This window comes from Streptosporangium brasiliense, from assembly GCF_030811595.1.
In the GTDB taxonomy this organism is placed as follows: Bacteria; Actinomycetota; Actinomycetes; order Streptosporangiales; family Streptosporangiaceae; genus Streptosporangium; species Streptosporangium brasiliense.
Map to the genome: position 1 here is coordinate 5,155,113 of NZ_JAUSRB010000002.1, position 18,831 is coordinate 5,173,943.

Annotated in this window: 15 protein-coding genes; 6 read left to right on the forward strand and 9 right to left on the reverse strand. The window is 73.5% G+C overall.

Going from position 1 to position 18,831, the window contains the following annotated elements; genetic code table 11:
* Position 1: 1 nt before the first annotated feature.
* Complete coding sequence (locus J2S55_RS32130) at positions 2 to 1,627, reverse strand: ABC transporter substrate-binding protein (protein WP_306868598.1); 1,626 nt, start codon at positions 1,625 to 1,627, stop codon at positions 2 to 4.
* Positions 1,628 to 1,789: 162 nt separating this feature from the next.
* On the opposite strand from J2S55_RS32130, the gene J2S55_RS32135 reads away from it, so the two are divergent.
* Positions 1,790 to 2,839 carry a LacI family DNA-binding transcriptional regulator gene (locus tag J2S55_RS32135; protein ID WP_306868600.1) on the forward strand — a complete coding sequence of 350 codons (1,050 nt, stop codon included), beginning with the start codon at positions 1,790 to 1,792 and terminating at the stop codon, positions 2,837 to 2,839.
* Positions 2,840 to 2,860: 21 nt separating this feature from the next.
* On the opposite strand, the gene J2S55_RS32140 is transcribed toward J2S55_RS32135, so the two are convergent.
* Positions 2,861 to 3,316: a DUF3237 domain-containing protein gene (locus tag J2S55_RS32140; protein ID WP_306868603.1), complete on the reverse strand. Its 456-nt coding sequence runs from the start codon at positions 3,314 to 3,316 to the stop codon at positions 2,861 to 2,863.
* Entirely contained in the window at positions 3,313 to 4,554 is a 1,242-nt protein-coding gene (locus tag J2S55_RS32145; protein ID WP_306868606.1) for a flavin-dependent oxidoreductase, read from the reverse strand. Before J2S55_RS32145 ends, J2S55_RS32140 begins: the two co-directional genes overlap by 4 nt.
* 97 nt (positions 4,555 to 4,651) lie before the next feature.
* Here J2S55_RS32145 and J2S55_RS32150 point away from each other — a divergent pair, with 97 nt between their 5' ends.
* The gene (locus tag J2S55_RS32150; protein ID WP_306868609.1) at positions 4,652 to 5,152 is read left to right on the forward strand and encodes a MarR family winged helix-turn-helix transcriptional regulator; all 501 of its coding nucleotides are present in this window, start codon (positions 4,652 to 4,654) and stop codon (positions 5,150 to 5,152) included.
* A gap of 213 nt (positions 5,153 to 5,365) precedes the next feature.
* Here J2S55_RS32150 and J2S55_RS32155 read toward each other — a convergent pair whose 3' ends face one another.
* The 4 genes from J2S55_RS32155 to ureA form a co-directional block, all read right to left on the reverse strand.
* Positions 5,366 to 7,159 (reverse strand): tetratricopeptide repeat protein, encoded by a 1,794-nt coding sequence (locus tag J2S55_RS32155; protein ID WP_306868610.1) that lies wholly within the window; start codon positions 7,157 to 7,159, stop codon positions 5,366 to 5,368.
* Positions 7,160 to 7,505: 346 nt separating this feature from the next.
* Entirely contained in the window at positions 7,506 to 8,492 is a 987-nt protein-coding gene (locus J2S55_RS32160) for an agmatine deiminase family protein (RefSeq protein ID WP_306875642.1), read from the reverse strand.
* A gap of 218 nt (positions 8,493 to 8,710) precedes the next feature.
* The gene (locus tag J2S55_RS32165; protein ID WP_306868612.1) at positions 8,711 to 10,360 is read right to left on the reverse strand and encodes an urease subunit alpha; all 1,650 of its coding nucleotides are present in this window, start codon (positions 10,358 to 10,360) and stop codon (positions 8,711 to 8,713) included.
* Positions 10,357 to 11,085, reverse strand: coding sequence for an urease subunit gamma (gene ureA / locus J2S55_RS32170; RefSeq protein WP_306868613.1), 729 nt, complete (start codon positions 11,083 to 11,085; stop codon positions 10,357 to 10,359). The genes J2S55_RS32165 and ureA overlap by 4 nt, the downstream gene beginning before the upstream one ends.
* A 65-nt stretch (positions 11,086 to 11,150) precedes the next feature.
* Here ureA and J2S55_RS32175 point away from each other — a divergent pair, with 65 nt between their 5' ends.
* Entirely contained in the window at positions 11,151 to 11,744 is a 594-nt protein-coding gene (locus tag J2S55_RS32175; protein ID WP_306868614.1) for a TetR/AcrR family transcriptional regulator, read from the forward strand.
* Here the strand turns inward: J2S55_RS32175 and J2S55_RS32180 are convergent.
* The gene (locus J2S55_RS32180; RefSeq protein ID WP_306868615.1) at positions 11,664 to 12,899 is read right to left on the reverse strand and encodes an MFS transporter; all 1,236 of its coding nucleotides are present in this window, start codon (positions 12,897 to 12,899) and stop codon (positions 11,664 to 11,666) included. The two genes, J2S55_RS32175 and J2S55_RS32180, sit on opposite strands and share 81 nt — an antisense overlap.
* A gap of 24 nt (positions 12,900 to 12,923) precedes the next feature.
* Here J2S55_RS32180 and J2S55_RS32185 point away from each other — a divergent pair, with 24 nt between their 5' ends.
* A complete protein-coding gene (locus J2S55_RS32185) occupies positions 12,924 to 13,649 on the forward strand; it encodes a CGNR zinc finger domain-containing protein (RefSeq protein ID WP_306868616.1) in 726 nt (241 codons plus the stop codon).
* On the opposite strand, the gene J2S55_RS32190 is transcribed toward J2S55_RS32185, so the two are convergent.
* Positions 13,637 to 16,723: an efflux RND transporter permease subunit gene (locus J2S55_RS32190; RefSeq protein WP_306868617.1), complete on the reverse strand. Its 3,087-nt coding sequence runs from the start codon at positions 16,721 to 16,723 to the stop codon at positions 13,637 to 13,639. The two genes, J2S55_RS32185 and J2S55_RS32190, sit on opposite strands and share 13 nt — an antisense overlap.
* A gap of 174 nt (positions 16,724 to 16,897) precedes the next feature.
* On the opposite strand from J2S55_RS32190, the gene J2S55_RS32195 reads away from it, so the two are divergent.
* Together J2S55_RS32195 and J2S55_RS32200 are read left to right on the forward strand one after the other, a co-directional pair.
* Positions 16,898 to 18,103 carry a sensor histidine kinase gene (locus J2S55_RS32195; RefSeq protein WP_306868619.1) on the forward strand — a complete coding sequence of 402 codons (1,206 nt, stop codon included), beginning with the start codon at positions 16,898 to 16,900 and terminating at the stop codon, positions 18,101 to 18,103.
* Positions 18,100 to 18,765 (forward strand): response regulator, encoded by a 666-nt coding sequence (locus J2S55_RS32200; protein WP_306868622.1) that lies wholly within the window; start codon positions 18,100 to 18,102, stop codon positions 18,763 to 18,765. The genes J2S55_RS32195 and J2S55_RS32200 overlap by 4 nt, the downstream gene beginning before the upstream one ends.
* The last annotated feature ends 66 nt before the right edge of the window (positions 18,766 to 18,831 follow it).

Sequence of the window (18,831 nt, forward strand, 5' to 3'; positions counted from 1 at the left end):
CTCAGCCGGCCGAACCCAGCGGGGCGGCCCAGGGATATTGGAGCTGGGCGATGCTGGTCGGTGCGCCCGTGAGCCGGTTGTTGAGGAACATGGTGTGCGGCACCTCGTACAGCGGGATCCAGACCAGGTCACGGACCGCGATCTCCTGCAGCTCGGCGACCGTCGCGGCGCGGGCGGCGGGGTCGCTCTGGCCGCTCGCCCGGTCGAGCAGGGCGTCGTAGTCCGGGTTGGAGTAGCCGCCGTAGTTGGCGAAGTTGCCCGTCTGCAGGTTCCCGTAGAACTCCAGCGGGTCGGGGGTGGAGTCGTACCAGCTCGTCATCATCAGGTCGAGTCCCTCGCGGGCCTTCGGGTCGGAGAACAGCGCCGTGTAGGCGTCCGGGGCGACCGCCTTCAGCTCGACCTCCAGGCCGATGGCGCGCCCCGCCGCCTGCGCCGCGTTGGCGATGACGCCGATCTCCGGGGAGAGCGTGCTGGTCGCCATCACGATCTTCTTTCCGGTGGCGCCGGCCTCCTGGATCAGCTTCTTCGCCCCGGCGAGATCCTGGGTGAGGGCCCCGAGCTTGGCGTAGTAGCCCTCGGCGGCCTCCACGGCGATTCCCCAGGCGCCGGTCGCGGCGGGCGCCTTCGCCGGTGTGGCGACCCCGCCCGCGGCGGCCTTGATGATGCCCGTGCGGTCGAGCGCCATGGACAGCGCCCTGCGGACGCGGACGTCACCGAGCGTGCCCTTGAGGTCGGTGGGGATCAGGCTCACGGCCGTGGTGCTGGGCCCGAAGTAGAGCTTTCCGTTGGTGGCGGCGCGCAGTCTGGCGAGGCCGCTGGGCGGCAGCAGGTAGCCGCCGTCGACCTCGCCGGCGAGCATCGTGTTGATGCGGGCGGAGGGGTCCTGGATGAACACGTTCTTGACCGTGCTCACCTTGGGGGCGAGGGTCGGGTCCCAGTAGCCGTCGAACTTCTTGAGAGTGATCGACTGGCCCTTCTGCCACGTGTCGAGGGTGAACGGGCCGGTGCAGTTGACGCCGACGTCCGGGGTGCCGTAGCCCTGCCCGGCCTTGGCCAGGAACGCGGCGCTCTCGACGGTCCCGGCGGAGGTGCCCATCTCCTCGTTGAAGAGCTGGTCGGGTCGCTTCAGACGGACCGTGACCTCCATCGGGCCGGTCTTCTCGACCGACTCGACGTTGCGGAAGGCCGAGACCCAGTAGGAGCCGATCTTGGGGTTCAGGTGGCGGCGCAGGCTGGCGACGACGTCCTCGGCGGTGAGCGTGGAGCCGTCGTGGAAGCGCACCCCCGGGCGGATCGTGTAGACCCAGCGCCTGGGGTCGGGGGAGGCCACGGAACTGGCCAGGCCCGGCTGCAGCTTCAGGTCGGGCGTGATCCGCATGAGCTGCTCGCACACGTTGGCGAGCACGGTGTTGGGCGGGTAGTCGAAGGCGTAGGCGTAGTCCAGGGACTGCGGCTCGGCGTAGAGCGACCAGGTGACCGAGTCCACCGGGCCCTTGGCCGGCGGGGTGTCCTTGGTGATCTCGAAAGCGGCGGAGTCTCCACCGAGGCCGGCGCGTGGAGTGCCGCCGCACGCGGCGGTCGCGAGCGCGAGCAGCGCGGTCACGGCGGCGAAACGGGAGGTGCGCATCAGACCACCTCTTTCTGAACGGGCCGCGACGTTTTGCGCCGTGCGGCTGAGGTGCCAGCGAGTATTGGTGAAGGAACGTTCCTGCACAAGGGATGGAAGGAACGATTCTGCAACGGTGGCAGGGGTAGCGGACGGCGCAGGCCGGGTGGCAGGATCACGCCCATGAGCCAGTCAGACCGCAGCTCCGCCGTACGGGTCCGCCTGGTGGACGTGGCCCGTGCCGCGGGGGTCTCCAAGACGACCGTGTCGGACGCGCTGAACGGAGCCGGACGCCTGCCCGCGGCCACCCGCGAGCACGTACGGCAGGTGGCGCGCCGTCTCGGCTATCGCCCGAACGCCACGGCGCGGCTGCTGCGCGCCGGGCACACCCGGCTGATCGGCTTCGCGGCGCGGGAGTACGTCGAGACGCCGTGGGTCTACGCCGAGCTGGCCTACTTCGGGCAGCTCGTCACCGCCGCGACCCGGGCGGCCCTGACCCACGGATACGGGGTCGTCCTGCTGCCCACCTCCGGGCCGGACGACTGCTGGCTGGACATGCCGCTGGACGGCGTGTTCGTCGTCGACCCGGTCGAGGGGGACCCGATGGTCGGGGACTTCCTCGCGGCGGGCATCCCGGTGGTCTCCGACCGGCGGGCCCTGGCGGAGGCGACGGGCGGGGCGGGGACGGTCGGCCGGTGGATCGACTTCGACCACGGGGGCGCCGTGCGCCGGGTCCTGGACCACCTGGAGGCCGCCGGCGCCGAGCGGATCGCGGTCGTCGCGGGCGCGACCACGGCCTGCTTCCACCAGGAATCGGCCGCCGCCTACCGGGACTGGTGCGCCGAGCGGGGCCGTGAACCCTCCATCGTCTGCCTCCCCGGCCCCGGCCTGCAGCCGACGCTCGAGGCCGTCGAGGAACTGCTCGACGGTCCGGCCCCGCCGGACGCGCTCTTCATCCTGGTCGAGGTCAACCCGCCGCTCCTGCTGGAGGCGGTCCGCAGGTGCGGCCGGTCCGTCCCCGACGACCTGCTGCTCGTCTGCACCACGGAGGACCCGACGGCCCTGCACACGGATCCGCCGATCAGCACGCTCAGCTTCCTGCCCGGCGAGACGGCCGAGGCCGCGGTGGAACTGCTCGTGGACAGCGTCGAAGGCCGCGCGGGAGAGCCCGGCCGGCTCTTCTCGGCCGAACTCCGGATCCGCGCGTCCTCGGCCTTCCCGGCCACCGCGTAGGCCCGGCGCGGGCCCCGTGCCTCATCTCACCTCGTAGGCGTCGTAGAGCACGGCGTCGGGGGTGCGCGTGCCGGACGCGACGGCCAGCGAGCGGTTGAGCCAGCGATATGCGGGCGCTCCGGTCTCGAAACGGCAGAACAGCCGGAAGTAGTACTCGGCGGGGTTCACCTCCTCGCCCCCGGCGAGCCGCGCCATCACCTCGGGCGGACCGTGCCGGACGCCGGTGGTCTGCAGGTAGATCAGGGCGCCGTCACGTGTGCGCAGCGTGTAACGGGTGTCGATGCTCGCGCTCGCGTCCGGGTGCACGACCTGCCAGTCGGCTCCGCCCGGCAGGATCTCACCGGACAGCCGCGGGCCCTCGAAGGAGCCGCCGGCGATGTTGATGATCCGGCGACGGCCCCAGGGGGAGTCGCCGAGTTCCAGGACCGGGTCGAGCTCCACCCGGAAGGCGGCCAGCGGGGTCAGCTCGGGTCTCATGCCGGCGCCACGCCGTAGGAGGGGCGCTCGTTGAGCAGCCGGGGATCGAAGCCGGCGGTGCGCTTGTAGGCGGCCGCGATGCCCTCGCGTTCGGCCGCCGGGATCACGTCCTCGATGTCGGTGAACCCGCCGGGGGCGCGCTCGTGGGCGATTCTCATCACCACCTCCGGCCCCATGCTCCGGTTGGCCAGGCACAGAGCGGTCGTCACGGGCCGCCGCCGCTCCTCGTAGGCGCACAGAGCCTGCTCGGGGGACCGGCCGACGGCGAGTTCGTAGGCGAGCACGCGGGCGTCGAGCACCGCCTGGGAGGCGCCGTTGGAGCCGATGGGGTACATCGCGTGGGCGGCGTCGCCGAGCAGGGTCACCCGGCCGTGCGACCAGCGCGGGAGCGGGTCCCGGTCGACCATCGGGTACTCGTAGACGGCCTCGGCCGCCGAGATCAGTCCCGGCACGTCCAGCCAGTCGAACCGCCAGTCGCCGAAGTGGCGCAGGACCTCGGCGGGCTCCACGGGCCGGTTCCAGTCGCCGCGCGCGACGGCCTCGTCCATGGGGCGCTCGGCGATCCAGTTGACCAGGCTCGGGGCCGCCTCCTGGATCGGGTAGGCGACGAACTTCGCGGTGCCGTCCCCAGCCATGATCATGGAGCGGCCGGAGAGGAACGGCCGCGCGCGGGACACCCCGCGCCACAGGACCAGGCCGTTCCACGGCGGTGGCCCCTCGTCGGGGTAGAGCAGGGCTCGGAGCGCCGAATGGATCCCGTCGGCGCCGATGAGCACCTCACCGGTCAGCTCGGTCTCCCCACCGGCGGTCGCGAACCGGGCCGATACCGTGCCGCCCTCCTGGTGGAAGCCGGTGAGCGTGTGACCCGGCCGCACCGCGGCCTCGCCCAGCCGCCTGCGCACCTCCGCCAGCAGCAGCATCTGCAGCCGGCCCCGGTGCACCGAGAACTGCGGCCAGCGGTATCCGGCGCGCAGGCCGCGGGGCTCGGACCAGATCGGCGAACCGTAGCGGTTGTGGTAGGCGAGCTCCCCGGTGGCCACGCCGATCCCGGCGAGCTGGTCGGACAGGCCCAGCTCGGCCAGTTCGCGGACCGCGTGAGGGAGCAGGTTGATGCCCACGCCCAGCGGGCGCAGCTCCGCGGCGGCCTCGGCGATCACCACCTCGGTCATACCCGCCGCGTGCAGGCTCAGGGCCGTGGCCAGCCCGCCGATGCCGGCACCCACGATGACCACTGACATCCGTACTCTCCCGAGTAAATGTTTTGGCCTTAACTATTTCGTCCTTCATCATCTAGAGTCAGTGGCGTCGGCGCAAGACCCTGAGAAGATCGGACGCATGAACGAATCGGCCGAGAGCTGGTACGAGGCGCACGCGAGAGACCGGGTGGCGGACATGCGGACGCCGGCGGACTCCCGCGCCTTCACGCTCTCCTACAACGTGCTGCAGCTCTCCCAGATGCTGGTCAACGATCTGGAGTCCCGGGTGCACCGGCCGCGCGGGCTCACGTTGCCGGGCTTCCGGCTGATGTTCAAGCTGTGGCTGCTGGGACCCACCCAGTCGGCCCGGCTCGCCGAGATGTCGGTGCTGACCCGCTCGGCGGTGTCGAACCTGGTCAACACGCTGGAGCGGGAGGGGCTGGTGGAGCGCAGCCGGACCGTCGCCGATCGAAGGCTGGTCTACGTCGATCTCACCGAGAAGGGGCGGGCGATGGTGACCGAGGCATTCGAGCTCCAGACCCGGCGTGAGCGGTCCTGGTTCACCGCGCTCGACGAGACCGAGCAGGCGCGGTTCGTCGCGATGATGCGGAAGCTGATCGAGTCCCGGCCGCAGGACTGACGGCGGCCCGGCCTGCGGTGCCGCACGGTACGCAGGATCGGGGCCGGCCCTCGCCGCCGGCCCCGCAGCCCGCCGTCATGGCCCTGGCCGCCGGCCCCCGGCGGCCCGCTGACACGGCCCTGGAGCCCGCCGTCATGGCCCTGGCCGCCGGCCCCCCGGGGCCCGCTGACACGGCCCTCGCGGTCGGCCCTGGAGCCTGCCGTCAGCCCGCCGTCAGGGCCCCGGCGGCCGGCCGGCCAGCTCCCGCCGGATGTCGTCGTCGTCCGGTGCCAGCTCCAGCGCACGGGTGAGGTCGGCCACCGCCGCCTCCTCCCGCCCCGCGGCGCGCAGCGCCATCGCCCGGTTGAACAGCAGCGCGGGGTCCGCGCCGGGTTCCAGGGCGCGGGTGAAGTCGGCGACCGCGCCCTCCGGGTCGCCGGTCTCGAAGGCCAGCATCCCCCGGCTGGCCCAGGCGGCCGCGAGCGAGGGGGCACCCTCCAGCGCCCGGTCGAACGCGGCCCGGGCCTCCTTGTGGTGACCCTCGGCCATCTCGACCTGGCCCAGCGCGCACAGCAGATACGGGTTGGCCGGATCCAGCGCGAGCCCGGCCTCCGCGTCGGCCCTGGCCCTGCCGTGGTCGCCGAGCGCGGCCAGCAGCCCGGCCCGGTTGGCCAGCCCGTCCACGAACTCCGGATCCAGCTCCAGGGCGTGGTCCAGGTCGACGAGCGCCCCCTGGTGGTCGCCGGCGGAGAAGCGGATCTCGGCCCGGTTGTAGTACGGCTCGGGGAAGGGCGGGCCGGCCCGCATCGCCGTCTCGTAGTCGGCGATCGCCGCCTCCCGCCGACCCAGCCGGTGCAGCAGGTTGCCCCGGTCGATGTAGTAGTCGGGGTAGCCGGGGTCGGCCGCTATCACCGCGTCCAGGTCCTCCAGGGCGTCCTCGGGGCGGCCCAGCATGACGGCGAGCTGCGCCCGGTTGGCCAGCAGCACCATCCGGTGGATCGGGTGCTCGCCCGGCGGCAGGTCGCGCTCGGCCAGCTCCACCGCCTCCTGGACGAGCTCCAGCGCCCTGGCGGGGGCGCCCCGCCGTACCTCCACCAGCGCCCGGCCGTTGAGGTCGAAACCCAGTTTGAAAGCGCGCTCGCGCGGGTCGGGCAGCAGCGTGGAGATGGCGATCGCCTGGTTCACCCAGGCCAGCGCGGCGTCCAGATCGCGCCGGGCCGGGTCGTGGTGGCGGACCTTGAGCATCCCGGTGGAGTAGGCGGCGGCCGCGTGCGTGAGAGGGGAGACGCTTTCACGCCTGGCCAGGTCGAACAGCGCCTCGGCCTCGTCCTCGCGGTTCAGCGAGCCGAGCGCGGTCGCGGTGCTGTGCAGGAAGCGCCACCAGGTCTCCGGCTCGGCCGCCGGGTCGGTCAGCGCCAGCGCGCGCTGCCCCAGCTCCACCACCGCGTCGTGGTAGCCCGCGTCCAGGCACCACTCGACCGCGAACCGGAGGGCCTCGACCGCCCTGTGCGGATCGGTGCCGTGCTCGCGGTGGTAGGGGATCGCTCCGAGCCGGGCGCCGACCGTCCCCTCCCGCTCCAGCTCCTCGGCCCGCGCGTCGTGCTCCTCCGGAGCGAGGGGCTCGTCCGGTACGGCCTGCTCGCCGACCACGACGGTCAGCAGCCGCGGGGCGATCCGCCGCCGCAGCACCGCCAGCAGCTCGCGGTCGGTGGGGTCGGCCCGGTGGGCGTTCTCCACCACGAGGGTCCGCGGCCCGACCTCCGCCAGGTGTTCACCGACGAGCTCGGTCAGCCCGTTGGACAGGCGGAGCGTGCGGCGGGGCGCGTGGACCAGGATCCGTTCCGCCCTGGGCAGCCGGTCGGCCACCGACCGGCGCCTGGCGGGGACCAGCCCGTGCAGGTCGGGAGCCATGGCGCGCAGTTCTATGTCGTAGCGGGCGACCAGATCCGGCCGGGCCGCCGAGGCCAGCGCCGAGGCGATCGCGCCCCCGGCGGTGTAGGGGCCCCGCAGGCGCCGGTCGGCGTCCACGGGAGGCAGGAGCAGAGGAGGGAGGGGCGGGTTTTCTGATGGGAGCGGTCCCCGGCTCACCAGTCTCCTTTATCTATGTCGTTCTGGAGGCCGGCGCCCATCGCTGAGCGCCGGTTCGGTGTTTTTCGGTCTCAGCCGACGTGCTTGGGGCTGGCGGCCCCGCGGAGCGTGACGGTGCCAGGCTTGTGAACAATGACGCGCTTCATTGCGATGCCTCTCTCGGAATAACAACAAACGGCAAGTATTCGCATTAATCACCCATATTGACAAGATCTTCTTCTTACAGTGGCCTCATCCGGACAGGTCGCCGGGCGGTCCGGCGCCACCTGTCCCGCCCGCGGGCCGGTCAGGGGCGCGGCTGCTGCTGGGTGATGCAGTGGATCCCGCCGCCGAGGGCGAAGATGGCGCGGGCGTCCACCGTCTCGACGGTCCGCTCCGGGAAGAGCCTGGCGAAGATCTCGGCCGCCGCCGCGTCGCGCGGGTCGTCGAAGGAGCAGAGCAGGGCCAGGCCGTTGGCCAGGTAGTGGTTGATGTAGGAGTAGTCGACCAGCTCCCCGTCCGCCTCGCGGGTCTCCGGGGCGACCAGCTCGACGACCTCCAGCCGGCGTCCCCGGGCGTCGGTCGAGGAGCGCAGGATCGCCAGGTTCTCCCGGGTGACCTCGTGGTCCGGGTGGTCCGGGTCGGGCTGGACGTGGCAGAGCACCAGGCCGGGCCGGGCGAAGGAGGCGAGCAGGTCCACATGGCCGCTGGTGCCGTACCTGCCGTAGTCGGCGGTGAGGCCGCGCGGCAGCCAGATCACCTTCTCCACGCCGATCCGGGCGCGGAGCTCGGCCTCGACCCGCTCCCTGGTCCAGCCGGGGTTGCGCTTGTCGCCGAGCTGCACGGTCTCGGTGACGATGACCGTGCCCTCGCCGTCCACGTGGATGCCGCCGCCCTCGTTGACCATCTCCGAACGGAACCTGGCGGCCCCGGCCCGCTCCAGGACGGCCGCGGCGACCAGGTCGTCCTTTGCGTGGACGTTCCAGCCCCACCCGTTGAAGGTCCAGTCCACCCCCGCCAGGCCGCCCCTGCCGTCCACCAGGAAGGTCGGGCCGTTGTCGCGCATCCAGCAGTCGTCCAGCGGCTGCTCCACCACCTCGACGCCGGGGGCCAGCCAGCGGGCCGCCGACCCGCGCTCGCTCGGGTCGACCACCATGGTGACCGGCTCGTAGCGGGCGATGGTGTTGGCCACGGCCGACCACGCGCGGTAGGAGGGCTCGGGGTCGGCCAGCGCGTAGCCGGAGACCGGCCAGGACATCCAGGTGCGGGTGTGCGGGTGCCACTCCGGCGGCATGAAGAACACGGCGGGCTCCTTTTCGTGGATCAGGGACATAGAGGATCAGGGACAAGAGATGAAGGGGCTGGGCGGGGCGCCGGAGAGGCGGGAACGGCCGTGTCCCCGGGGAGACGTCGCGGGGGCGCGCACGGGGCGGGGCGTCACGGGATGCGGACCGGGCGTCACAGGAACGGGAAGCAGACGGGGCGCCATAGGAACGGGAAGCAGACGGGTCGTCACAGGAAGTAGAGGCGGCTGAGCGAGACCGAGTCGGCGGGGGCCGAGCGGACCGGGTCGCCGTCGAGGGTGACCTGACCGAGCGCGTCCACCTGGACGGACCCGAGCCGGGAGTTGCGGACCAGGTCTCCGGGCCCGATGCCGCGGGTGCCGCGCACGCCGACCCGGCGGCGCCGGGTCGTCATGTGGTCGCCCGCCGCGCCGGCGGCCGCCCCGCTGACGAAGGCCACCGACAGGTCCGCGGCGGTCGCGCCGTAGGCGCCGAACTGCGGCCCCAGCACCAGCGGCTCGCAGGTGTCGGTGGAGGCGTTCGGGTCCCCGGTCACGCCGTAGGCGGGGAAGCCGGCCTTCAGCACGAGCTGGGGCTTGGCGCCGAAGTGGTCGGGCCGCCACAGCACGATGTCGGCCAGCTTGCCCGGCTCCAGCGAGCCGACCTCGTGGGCCAGGCCGTGCGCGATGGCCGGGTTGATCGTCAGCTTGGCCAGGTAGCGAAGCACCCGCTCGTTGTCGTTGCGCTCCGGCGCGCCCAGCTCGCCCTTCATCTTCCCGGCCATGGCGAACGTCCGGCGGACCGTCTCGCCCGCCCGGCCCATGCCCTGCGCGTCGGAGGAGGTGATGCCGATGACTCCGAGGTCGTGCAGCACGTCCTCGGCGCCCATGGTGCCCGCCCGGATCCGGTCCCTGGCCAGCGCGGCGTCCCCCGGCAGCTCGGGCCGGAGCCCGTGCACCGAGACGATCATCCCGTGGTGCTCGGCGACGGCGTCCCGGCCGAAGGGCAGCGTCGGGTTGGTGGAGGAGCCGATGACGTTGGCCACCCCGGCCAGTTTGAGCACGTTGGGCACGTGGCCGCCGCCGCAGCCCTCGATGTGGAAGGCGTGGATCGTCCGGTCGGACAGGACCGCCAGGGTGTCCTCCACCGACAGGCACTCGTTGAGGCCGTCGGTGTGCAGGGCCACCTGCACGTCGTGCTCCTCGGCGACCCGCAGCGCGGTGTCCAGCGCGCGGGTGTGCGCCCCCATGTCCTCGTGCACCTTGAAGCCGCTCGCGCCGCCCTCGACCAGCGCCTCGACCAGCGGGGCCTCGTGCGACGACGAGCCACGCGCCAGGAAGCCGATGTTCACCGGCCAGGCGTCGAAGGCGTTGAAGGCGTGCCGCAGCGCCCACGGCGAGTTCACCCCCACGCCCCAGACCGGCCCGAACTCCTGGCCGATGATCGTGGTGACGCCGGAGGCCAGGGAGGCCTCCATGATGCGCGGGCTGAGCAGGTGCACGTGGGTGTCGATCGCCCCGGCGGTGGCGATGAGCCCCTCGCCGGACACGATCGTGGTCCCGGTGCCGACCACCACGTCCACCCCGTCCAGGGTGTCGGGGTTGCCGGCCCGGCCGACGGCGTGGATCCGCCCCTCGCGCACGCCGATCGAGGCGGTCCGCACGCCCAGGAACGGGTCGAGGATCAGCACGTTGCTGATCACCAGGTCGCAGGTCTCCCTGATGGAGGCGGCCTTCAGGTGCAGGCCGTCGCGGGCGGTCTTGCCGAACCCGGCGAGGAACTCCTCCCCGGCCTTCTGGGAGTCGTGCTCGACCTCGACCACCAGGCCGGAGTCGCCGAGCCTGACCCGGTCGCCCTTGCGCGGGCCGTACGCGCTCATCGCCCGTTCCCCTCCGCCGTCTCCCGCTCCGCCGGCCCGCTGCCCAGATAGCCGCAGGCCCGCGCCTTCTCCATGGCCCGCTCGAACGCGCCCGGCGCGTCCAGCGGCCCGTCCACCAGCCCGGCGAAGCCGATCGCCACCCGCGCGCCGCCGATCGGGACCAGCCTGACGGTACGGCCGCGGCCCGGGTCGAACCGGACGGTGGAGCCCGCGGGGACGGCCAGCCGGCGCCCGTAGGCGGCGCCCCGGTCGAACCGGAGCCGGGGGTTGACCTCGAAGAAGTGGAAGTGCGAGGTGACGCTGATCGGCACGGTCGCGGTGTTGAGCACCTCGACCTCGACGGCCTCCGCCCCGGGGTCCTCCCCGGCGGGAGGGGCGGCCGCCCCGATCACCGCGCCGGGCGCCTCGCCGCCGAGCGAGCCCCCGCCGAACGGGTCGCTCACCACGGCCAGCCGGGTGCCGTCGTCGAAGACCGCCTCGACCATCACCTCGGTGACGACGTCGGCCACGCCGGGCAGCACGTCGTCCGGGCCGAGGGCCCCGCGGCCCGCCTCGACCGCCTCGGCCAGCCGCGCCCCGTCGCGCGCGGCCTCGCAGACCGTGTCCGCGATCAGGGCGGTGGCCTCCGGCACGTTCAGCCGAAGACCCCTCGCCTTCCTGGCCCGCGCCAGCCCGGCCGCGGTGAACAGCAGCAGCCGGTCGCGTTCCGCAGGTGTCAGCCGCACAGCCCGCTCCTTTTAGAACCGTTTTCAAACTTTGAGCAGCATTCTAAACCTGTACGGTATATCCCATGACTGCGAAGCTGGAGCGCCCCGACGTGCGAGCGCACGTGCTGCGGGCGGCGCTGCTGGCGATCGACGAGGTGGGGCCCGAGCGGTTACGGGTGCGGGACATCGCCGAGCGGGCGGGCATGAGCAGCGGTCACGTCATGTACTACTTCGGCAAGCGTGACCGGATCCTCGTCTCGACGCTGCTGCTCAGCGAGGACGAGCTGGCCGAGCGCCGCACGGCGGAGCTCGCGGCCGTCGCCGACCCGCGCGAGGCGGTCGCCCGGCTGGCCGAGCTCTACCTGCCCGGCGGTCCGCACGACGTCCGCTGGCGGTTGTGGGCGCAGGTCATCGCCCGCCCGCCGCGGGACGAGGAGACGCTCGTCCGGATCGCCGGGTTCACCGGCACGTGGGTGGAGGAGCTGGCCGCCATCGTGGCCCGGGGCGTGCGGGAGGGCCTGTTCCGGCCGGTGGACGACGTGGAGGACCAGGCGAGGCGGATGTGCCGGATCATGGACAGCCTCGCGGGCGACGTGTTACTCGGGCTGCCCGGCTGCGGCCCCGGCTGGGCCCACGAGCAGGCCATGCGGGCGATCTGGCGGGAGCTGCTGCCCTGAGGGCCGCGCGGTCAGCAGGTAGGTCAGGGCGGCGAGGAGCTGGATCCCGGCCGCCGTGAACAGGGCGCCGGGCAGCGACCAGGTGGCCAGCGGCCCGGCGATCGCCGAGCCGACCGCGAAGGAGCTGATCTTCAGGCTGGCCGCGGTGGTGAAGATCTGGCCCCGGAGGTGCTCGGGCGCCTCGCGGTGCCGCACCGCGAGCACCGCCGTGAGCTGGGGCCCCTGGCCGAGGCCGGCGACGACCGCGGCGGCCACCGCCACCGCCGGCGAGCCCGCCACGGCGGCCAGCGCCGAACCCGCGGCGAGCAACAGCGTGCTGATCAGCAGCACCCTGTCGGGTACGGCGGGTGGCCGCCTGGCCATGACCACGTTGGCGGTGAGGGCGCTGGCCGCCAGTGCCGACAGCAGCAGGGCGCCGTGCCCGGCCTCCCCGGTGAGCCGGACGCCCAGCAGCGGGGCGCAGACCACCATCATCCCCACCCCGGCGAAGGAGACCATGGTGGTGACCGTCGCTCTCCGTAGGCCCGCGATCCGCGCGATCGCCGCGAAGCCCGCCGCCAGGTCCCGCCGCAGCGGGCGGCCGCCCTCCCTGACGGGCCGGGCGGGCAGCAGCCAGGCCGCCGGGGCGGCCAGCAGCACCAGCACGACCGAGACGACGACGGCGGCCGGGGCCCCGGCCGCCGTGGCCAGCACCCCGGCCAGTGCGGGCCCGGTCAGGCTCGCCAGGTTGTAGGTCAGCCCGTCCAGCATGCTGCCCCGCCGGATGTCCCGTCCGGTGACGACCAGCGGAAGCTGGGCCGTCCAGCCGCCGGCCAGCGCCGGGCCCAGGAGCCCGGCGAGCACGGCCACCCCGACGAGCTGCACGACGGGCGTGTGCCCCAGCGCCAGCAGGATCACCAGCAGCGCGGCCGCGTACGCCGCCAGGGCACAGGCCAGCAGGCGGCCCGGGCGGGGGGAACGGTCCAGCAGCGCGCCGAAGACCGGGCCGCCCACCGCCGAGGAGATGGTCAGCCCCGCCAGGAGAGATGACGCGGCGGTCGCCGATCCGGTGACCGACAGTCCCAGCAGGAGCAGTGCGGGGCTGGATATCTCGTCCCCGGTCCGGGCCGCGAGGGCGCCGGCCAGATAGCCGCCGAGCCTGTAACGTCTACTCATCTGCAAGACGTTACAGTAATGGCTATGAGTCACTCCAGCAGGAATATGGCCGACCGGGCGGCCGACCTGACCGCCGTTCTGCTGGCCGCGCCGACCGTCGAGAGCGTGAGCGCGGTGCTGCGCGCCCATGGCGAGCGGGCACCGGAGCGGTCCGGAGCCCCCGGTCCGGGCGCGGGCGCTCCCGTCGTCTCCGTGCCTGTTCCGGACGGCTCTGTCGCCTCTGGCCCGGACGGTCCCGTCGCTCCCGGGCCCGGTCCGGACGCGCCCGCCACCGAGCGGGGCCGTCCCGGCCCGTCGGGTGATCTCGGGCTCACCGCCGAGGATGTCGCCGCCATGCGGGTGGTGGCGGCCCGGCTCCGCGAGGTCTTCGCGGCGGCCGGCGTCGACGAGGCCGCCGCGCGGCTCAACCGGATGCTGGCCGAGGGGGCCCGGCCGCCCCGGCTGACCACCCACCACGGCCGCAGCACCTGGCACCTGCACGTCGACAGCCACGACGACGCCCCCTGGGCCGAATGGTTCCTGACCTCCTCGGCCATGGCGCTCGCCGTGCTCCTCGCCGACCACCAGCGGGTCCCCGGCGGGATCTGCGCCGCCGGCGGCTGCGACCGCCCCTTCGCCGACTCCTCCGCCGGCAGCCCCCGGCGCTTCTGCTCCCCCCGGTGCGCCACCCGCGCCCGGGTGGCCGAGCACCGGGCGCGGCGCACGGGCGCCGCCCCCGGTGACGGGACCGCCGATGATCAGCCCGCGTGAGCGGGCTCCGGCTCGGGGCTCGGGGCGGGCTCGGGGCGGCGGGGCCGCCGGAAGCGGTCCTTGACGTCCTCCACGATCGTGTAGAGGGTGGGCAGCAGGATCAGGGTCAGGAGCGTCGAGCTGGTCAGGCCGCCGATGACGACCACGGCCAGGGGCCTGGACAGGAAGCCGCCGTCACCGGTCAGGCCCAGAGCCATCGGGGTCAGCGCGCAGACGGTGGCGACCGCGGTCATGACGACCGGGCGGACCCGGTGCCGACCGCCCTCCACGACCGCCTCACGGGCGTTCATGCCGCCCTCGCGATACTGGCGGACCAGGTCGAGCAGCACGATCGCGTTGGTGACCACGATGCCGACCAGCATCAGCATGCCGATCAGGCTGGACAGGCCCAGCGGGGTCCCGGTGGCCACCAGCAGGCCGAGGGCGCCGGTCGCCGCGAACGGGATCGAGATCAGCAGCGTGAGCGGGTGCGCCAGGCTCCGGAACGTCGCCACCATGATCAGGTAGACGATCAGGACCGCCGCGGCGAGGGCCGCGAACAGGCTGTTGAACGAGCTGGACTGCTGCTCGCTGACCCCGCCGATCTCGGCGGTGGCGCCGGCGGGCAGCCGCAGCGCGTCCAGGCGCCTCTTGAGCGCCGAGCTCGCCGCGCCGAGGTCCTGGCCGGAGAACTTGGCGCTGACCGTGGTCGCGCGCTCCCCGTCGATCCGGGTCAGCCGGGTGGGAGCCGTCACCGTCTCGACCCGGGCGACGTCGCCGAGCTTGACGGTCCGGCCCAGCGGGGTGGGGACGCGCAGGTCCCGCAGCGCGGCCAGGTCGCCCGCGGGGGCGTCGACCCGCAGGGACACCTCACGCTCGGCGCCGTCCAGGGTGACCTTGGCGACCTGCTCGCCCTGGGTGACCCGGGCCACCGCCTGGACGATCCGGGCCTCGGTGAGCCCGCGCGCGGCAGCGGCCCCGCGGTCGACCCGCACGGCGATCTGCCTGGCCGTCTCGGCGAGCCCGGCCTTGACCTCGGAGGTCCCGGGCGTCTGCCGTACGGCGTCGCCGACCAGCTCCGCCGCGCGCGCCAGCGACGCGTCGTCGGCCGCCGACACGGTGACCGCGAGGTCGGTGGCGGTCAGGCCCCCCTGGTCCTCCTGGACGGTCACCTTGCCGATCCCGGTGCCGGCGGCGGCCAGCCTGTCGACCCGGGCGCGCACGGCCTCCCGCAGGGCCTTCATGTCCGTGCCCTTCCGCGCGGTGACGGAGAAGGTCGCCACGTTGCGCGCCGCGCCCTCCTCGCTGCGGTCGGGGCCGACGGTGACCTGGTAGGACGCCAGGCCGGACACCCCCTTGAGCGCCTTCTCCACCTCACGGGCCGCCTGGTCGGCCGCGGCCAGGCTCGTCCCCGCGGCCGACTCCTGGCGGATCTGGAAGGTGTTCTGCCCGGAGCTGCCGAGGAAGTCGGTCTTGAGCTGGCCCGCCATACCCGCGGTGACCACGAGGATCCCGGCGGAGGCCAGGAGCGTCACCCACCGGCGCCGGACGGCGAACCCGATGACCGGGACGTAGACGCGCTGGAGCAGGCCGCCGCGCTCCTTGGCCTCCACGGCCTCACAGGTCACCGCGGTCCTGGGCGCCCTGAGGAACCAGTAGGCGAGCACGGGGATCACCGTCAGCGACACCAGCAGCGACGCCAGCAGGGCGATGGTGACGGTCAGCGCGAAGGTGGAGAACAGCGCCCCGGTGATCCCGCCGGCGAACGCGATCGGCAGGAACACCGCCACCGTGGTCAGGGTGGAGGCGGTGACCGCCCCGGCCACCTCGCGGGTGCCCGTCCGGACCGCGTGCAGCTTGGCCTCGCCGTGGTCCAGATGGCGTTTGATGTTCTCGACGACCACGATGGAGTCGTCGACGACCCGGCCGACGGCGATGGTCAGCGCGCCGAGCGTCAGGATGTTGAGCGTGAAGCCGTTGACCCACAGGCCGATGAGCGCGGCCACCAGTGACAGGGGGATCGAGATCACCGTGACGACGGTGGAGCGGAAGGAGAGCAGGAAGACCAGGATGACCAGCGCGGCGAAGCCCAGCCCGAGCAGACCCTCGGTGGCCAGGCCGCCGATGGACTCCTGGATGAACTCCGACTGGTCGAAGGAGACGGTCAGCAAGGTCGCGGCGCCCAGGGACCGGGTGAGCGCCGGCAGCCGCTTCTTCACCTCCTCGGCGATCGCCACCGTGTTGCCCGTGGGCTTGGCCATGACCGCAACGCTCAGGCTGGCCCTGCCGTCGGTGCGGGTCACCGTCTCGGGCCGCTCCTCGACGACGCGGACGTCGGCGACGTCGGCGAGCGTGACCTTCGGGGCCAGGTAGAGGCCGCGCACGTCCGCGAGGGAGTCGAAGCCCTCTCCGATCTGCAGGGCGAACGACTCGCCGCCGGAGGTGAGGGTGCCGGCCGGCACGACCGACCCGCTGGAGCCGAGCAGGGCGGCGACCGCGTCGACGGTGAGGCCCCGTTCTCTCAACTCGTCCTGGTCGAGGCGGACCTCCACGCTCTGGGCCCGCTCGCCGCCGACCACCACCCGGCTCACCCCGTCGATGCCGCTCAGCTCGCCGGGGACCAGCTCCCTCAGCCGCCGGCCCAGCAGCCGTTCGTCGTCGCCGGAGGCCGCCAGGTGGATGACCGGGAACTCGGTGGAGATCCCCGGCGCGACCTGCGGGACCACGCGGGGCGGCAGCTGCGGCTGGATCCGGCCGATCCGCTGCTGCAGGTCCTGGATCGCCTGGTCCAGGTCGGTGCCGTAGTCGTACTCGATGGAGACGCCCGCCAGGCCGTCGCTGGAGAAGGAGGTGACCTTCTTCTGGCCGACGCCTCCGCTTACGGCCTCCTCGATCCTCTCGGTGACGTTGCGCTCGACGATCTGCGGCGCGGCCCCGGGATAGACCGCGGTCACGCTCGCCACGGGCATGGAGAACGGTGGGAGCAGCTCCTGTTTCAGCGAGACGGTGGCGATCGCTCCGAATATGAGCACCCCGATCGCGAGAAGTGCCACCAGTGCCCGGTTCGCAAGGCTTATCCGGGTAAGAACGTTCAACGGGGGTCTCCCCTCGGGAATGGTTGTCCCGTCCAGGGTTCGGCCTCCGCACCGGCCCGCGGTAGCGGACAAGGTTGCGGGCCGGATCGACGAAAGTTGCGGCGCCGTACCCCCTTGGTTGCGAGTGCCGGCCGGCCGCTGGCACGGGCGTGGGCCGGTGGATAGCGTGACCGCGTGAACTGGAAGCCATCCCGCGCGGTCCTGGCCGACACGGCCCTCGCCGTCACCGTCGGCGGGCTGAGCGCCGCGGCGACGCTCAACCAGGCGCTCGCCCAGCAGGCGTCGCTGTCGTGGAGCGCGTGGGCCGCGGCCGCCGCGCAGCTCGCCGCCGGGCTGGCCCTGATCCTCAGGCGGCGGGCGCCGGTCCTCCCGGTCCTGCTGTGCATGGCGCTGTGCGCCTTCATCACGCCGTCGGCGGTGCCGTTCGCCACCTACGCGGTCGGCGTCCACGGCCGGGGGCGCCCGCGTGAATGGGCCGCCGTCCTGCTGCTGTCGGGGTTGTTCGCCCGGCCCTGGAACATCTCCGGGCCGGTCCCCGAGGTCCTGCTGAACACCGCGTCCATCTCGCTCGTGGGGATCGCCCCGGCGCTGCTGGGCATGTGGCTGGCCTCCCGGCGGCGGCTGCTGCAGGCGCTGGCCGAGCGGGCCGAGCGGGCCGAGCGCGAGCAGCGGCTGATGGCCGAGCAGGCCAGGTCGGAGGAGCGGGCCCGGCTCGCCGGAGAGATGCACGACGTCGTCACCCACCGGGTCAGCCTCATGGTGCTGCGCGCCGGCGCGCTGCGCACCATCGCCCGCGACGAGGTGGTCCGCGAGGCGGCCGAGGAGCTGCGCCAGGTCGGCTGCCAGGCCCTTGAGGAACTGCGTGAGCTGGTCGGCGTGCTGCGCTCGGAGGAGACCTTCGGTTCCGCGCGCACCGCCGAGCCCGTGGTGCTGGACCTGACGGGTCTGGTCGAGGAGTCCAGGGCGGCGGGGGTCGAGGTCGATCTCGCCACCGAGGGCGAGCCGGTCCCCGCCCCGCCCGTCGTGGGCCGCACCGCCTACCGGGTGGTCCAGGAGGCGCTGACCAACGTGCACAAGCACGCGCCCGGGGCACGGGTGACCGTCCGGGTGGGCTACGCCGGCGGTCTGCTCCACGTCTGCGTGCGCGACACCGGAGGGGCCAGGGGCGCCGCGATGGTGGCCGGGGAGGGCGGCACCGGGCTCAGCGGCCTGCGCCAGCGCGTGCAGCTCGTGCACGGCTCGCTGTGGGCGGGGCCGTCCGAGGAGGGAGGCTTCGAGGTGCGGGCCTCGCTGCCGGTCGCCCCAGGCGGGGGAGCGGCCCGCGAGAGGGCAGCGCCGGGCTCCACGGAGGCCGCCGACGGGGTCCGGGTGTCCCCGTGATCCGGGTGCTGATCGTCGACGACGAGCGCATGGTCTGCGCCCAGCTGCGCACCATCCTGTCCGTGGCCGAGGACCTGACGGTGGTCGGCGAGGCGTACGACGGGGCCGAGGCCGTGGAGGCCGTCGTGCGGCACCGGCCGCACGTGGTGCTGATGGACCTGCACATGCCCGGGGTCGACGGGCTGGCCGCGATCGAGCACATCGCCCGTTTCCCCGCGCCGCCGAAGGTCGTGGTGCTGACCACCTTCGACCGCGACGGCTACGTGCTGCGGGCCATGAGCCTGGGCGCCGCCGGTTTCCTGCTCAAGGACACCCCGCCGGAGGACCTGATCGGGCTGGTGCGGGTGGCCGCCGACGGGCACACCGTGCTGTCCCCGGCGGCCACCCGGCGGTTGCTCACGGCCTCGGCCGGACGTGACGCGGCCCGGGAGCGCGCGCTCGCCCGGATCGCGGACCTCACCGACCGGGAGGTGGAGGTGCTCGGCTGCCTGGGTGAGGGCCTGTCCAACGCCGAGATCGCCCGCAGGCTCCACCTGTCGGAGGCCACGATCAAGAGCTACGTCTCGCGCATGCTGGTCAAGCTGGGCCTGCCCAACCGCACCCGGGCGGGGCTGCTGGCCTCCGAGGCCGGGCTCCCCGGGGCGGGGGGAGGGCGGACGTAGCCGGCGGCCGGGATCACAGCGGTCAAGTCGGGGGTCCAGTCACTGCGACCCCCGTTTCCCGCTGAT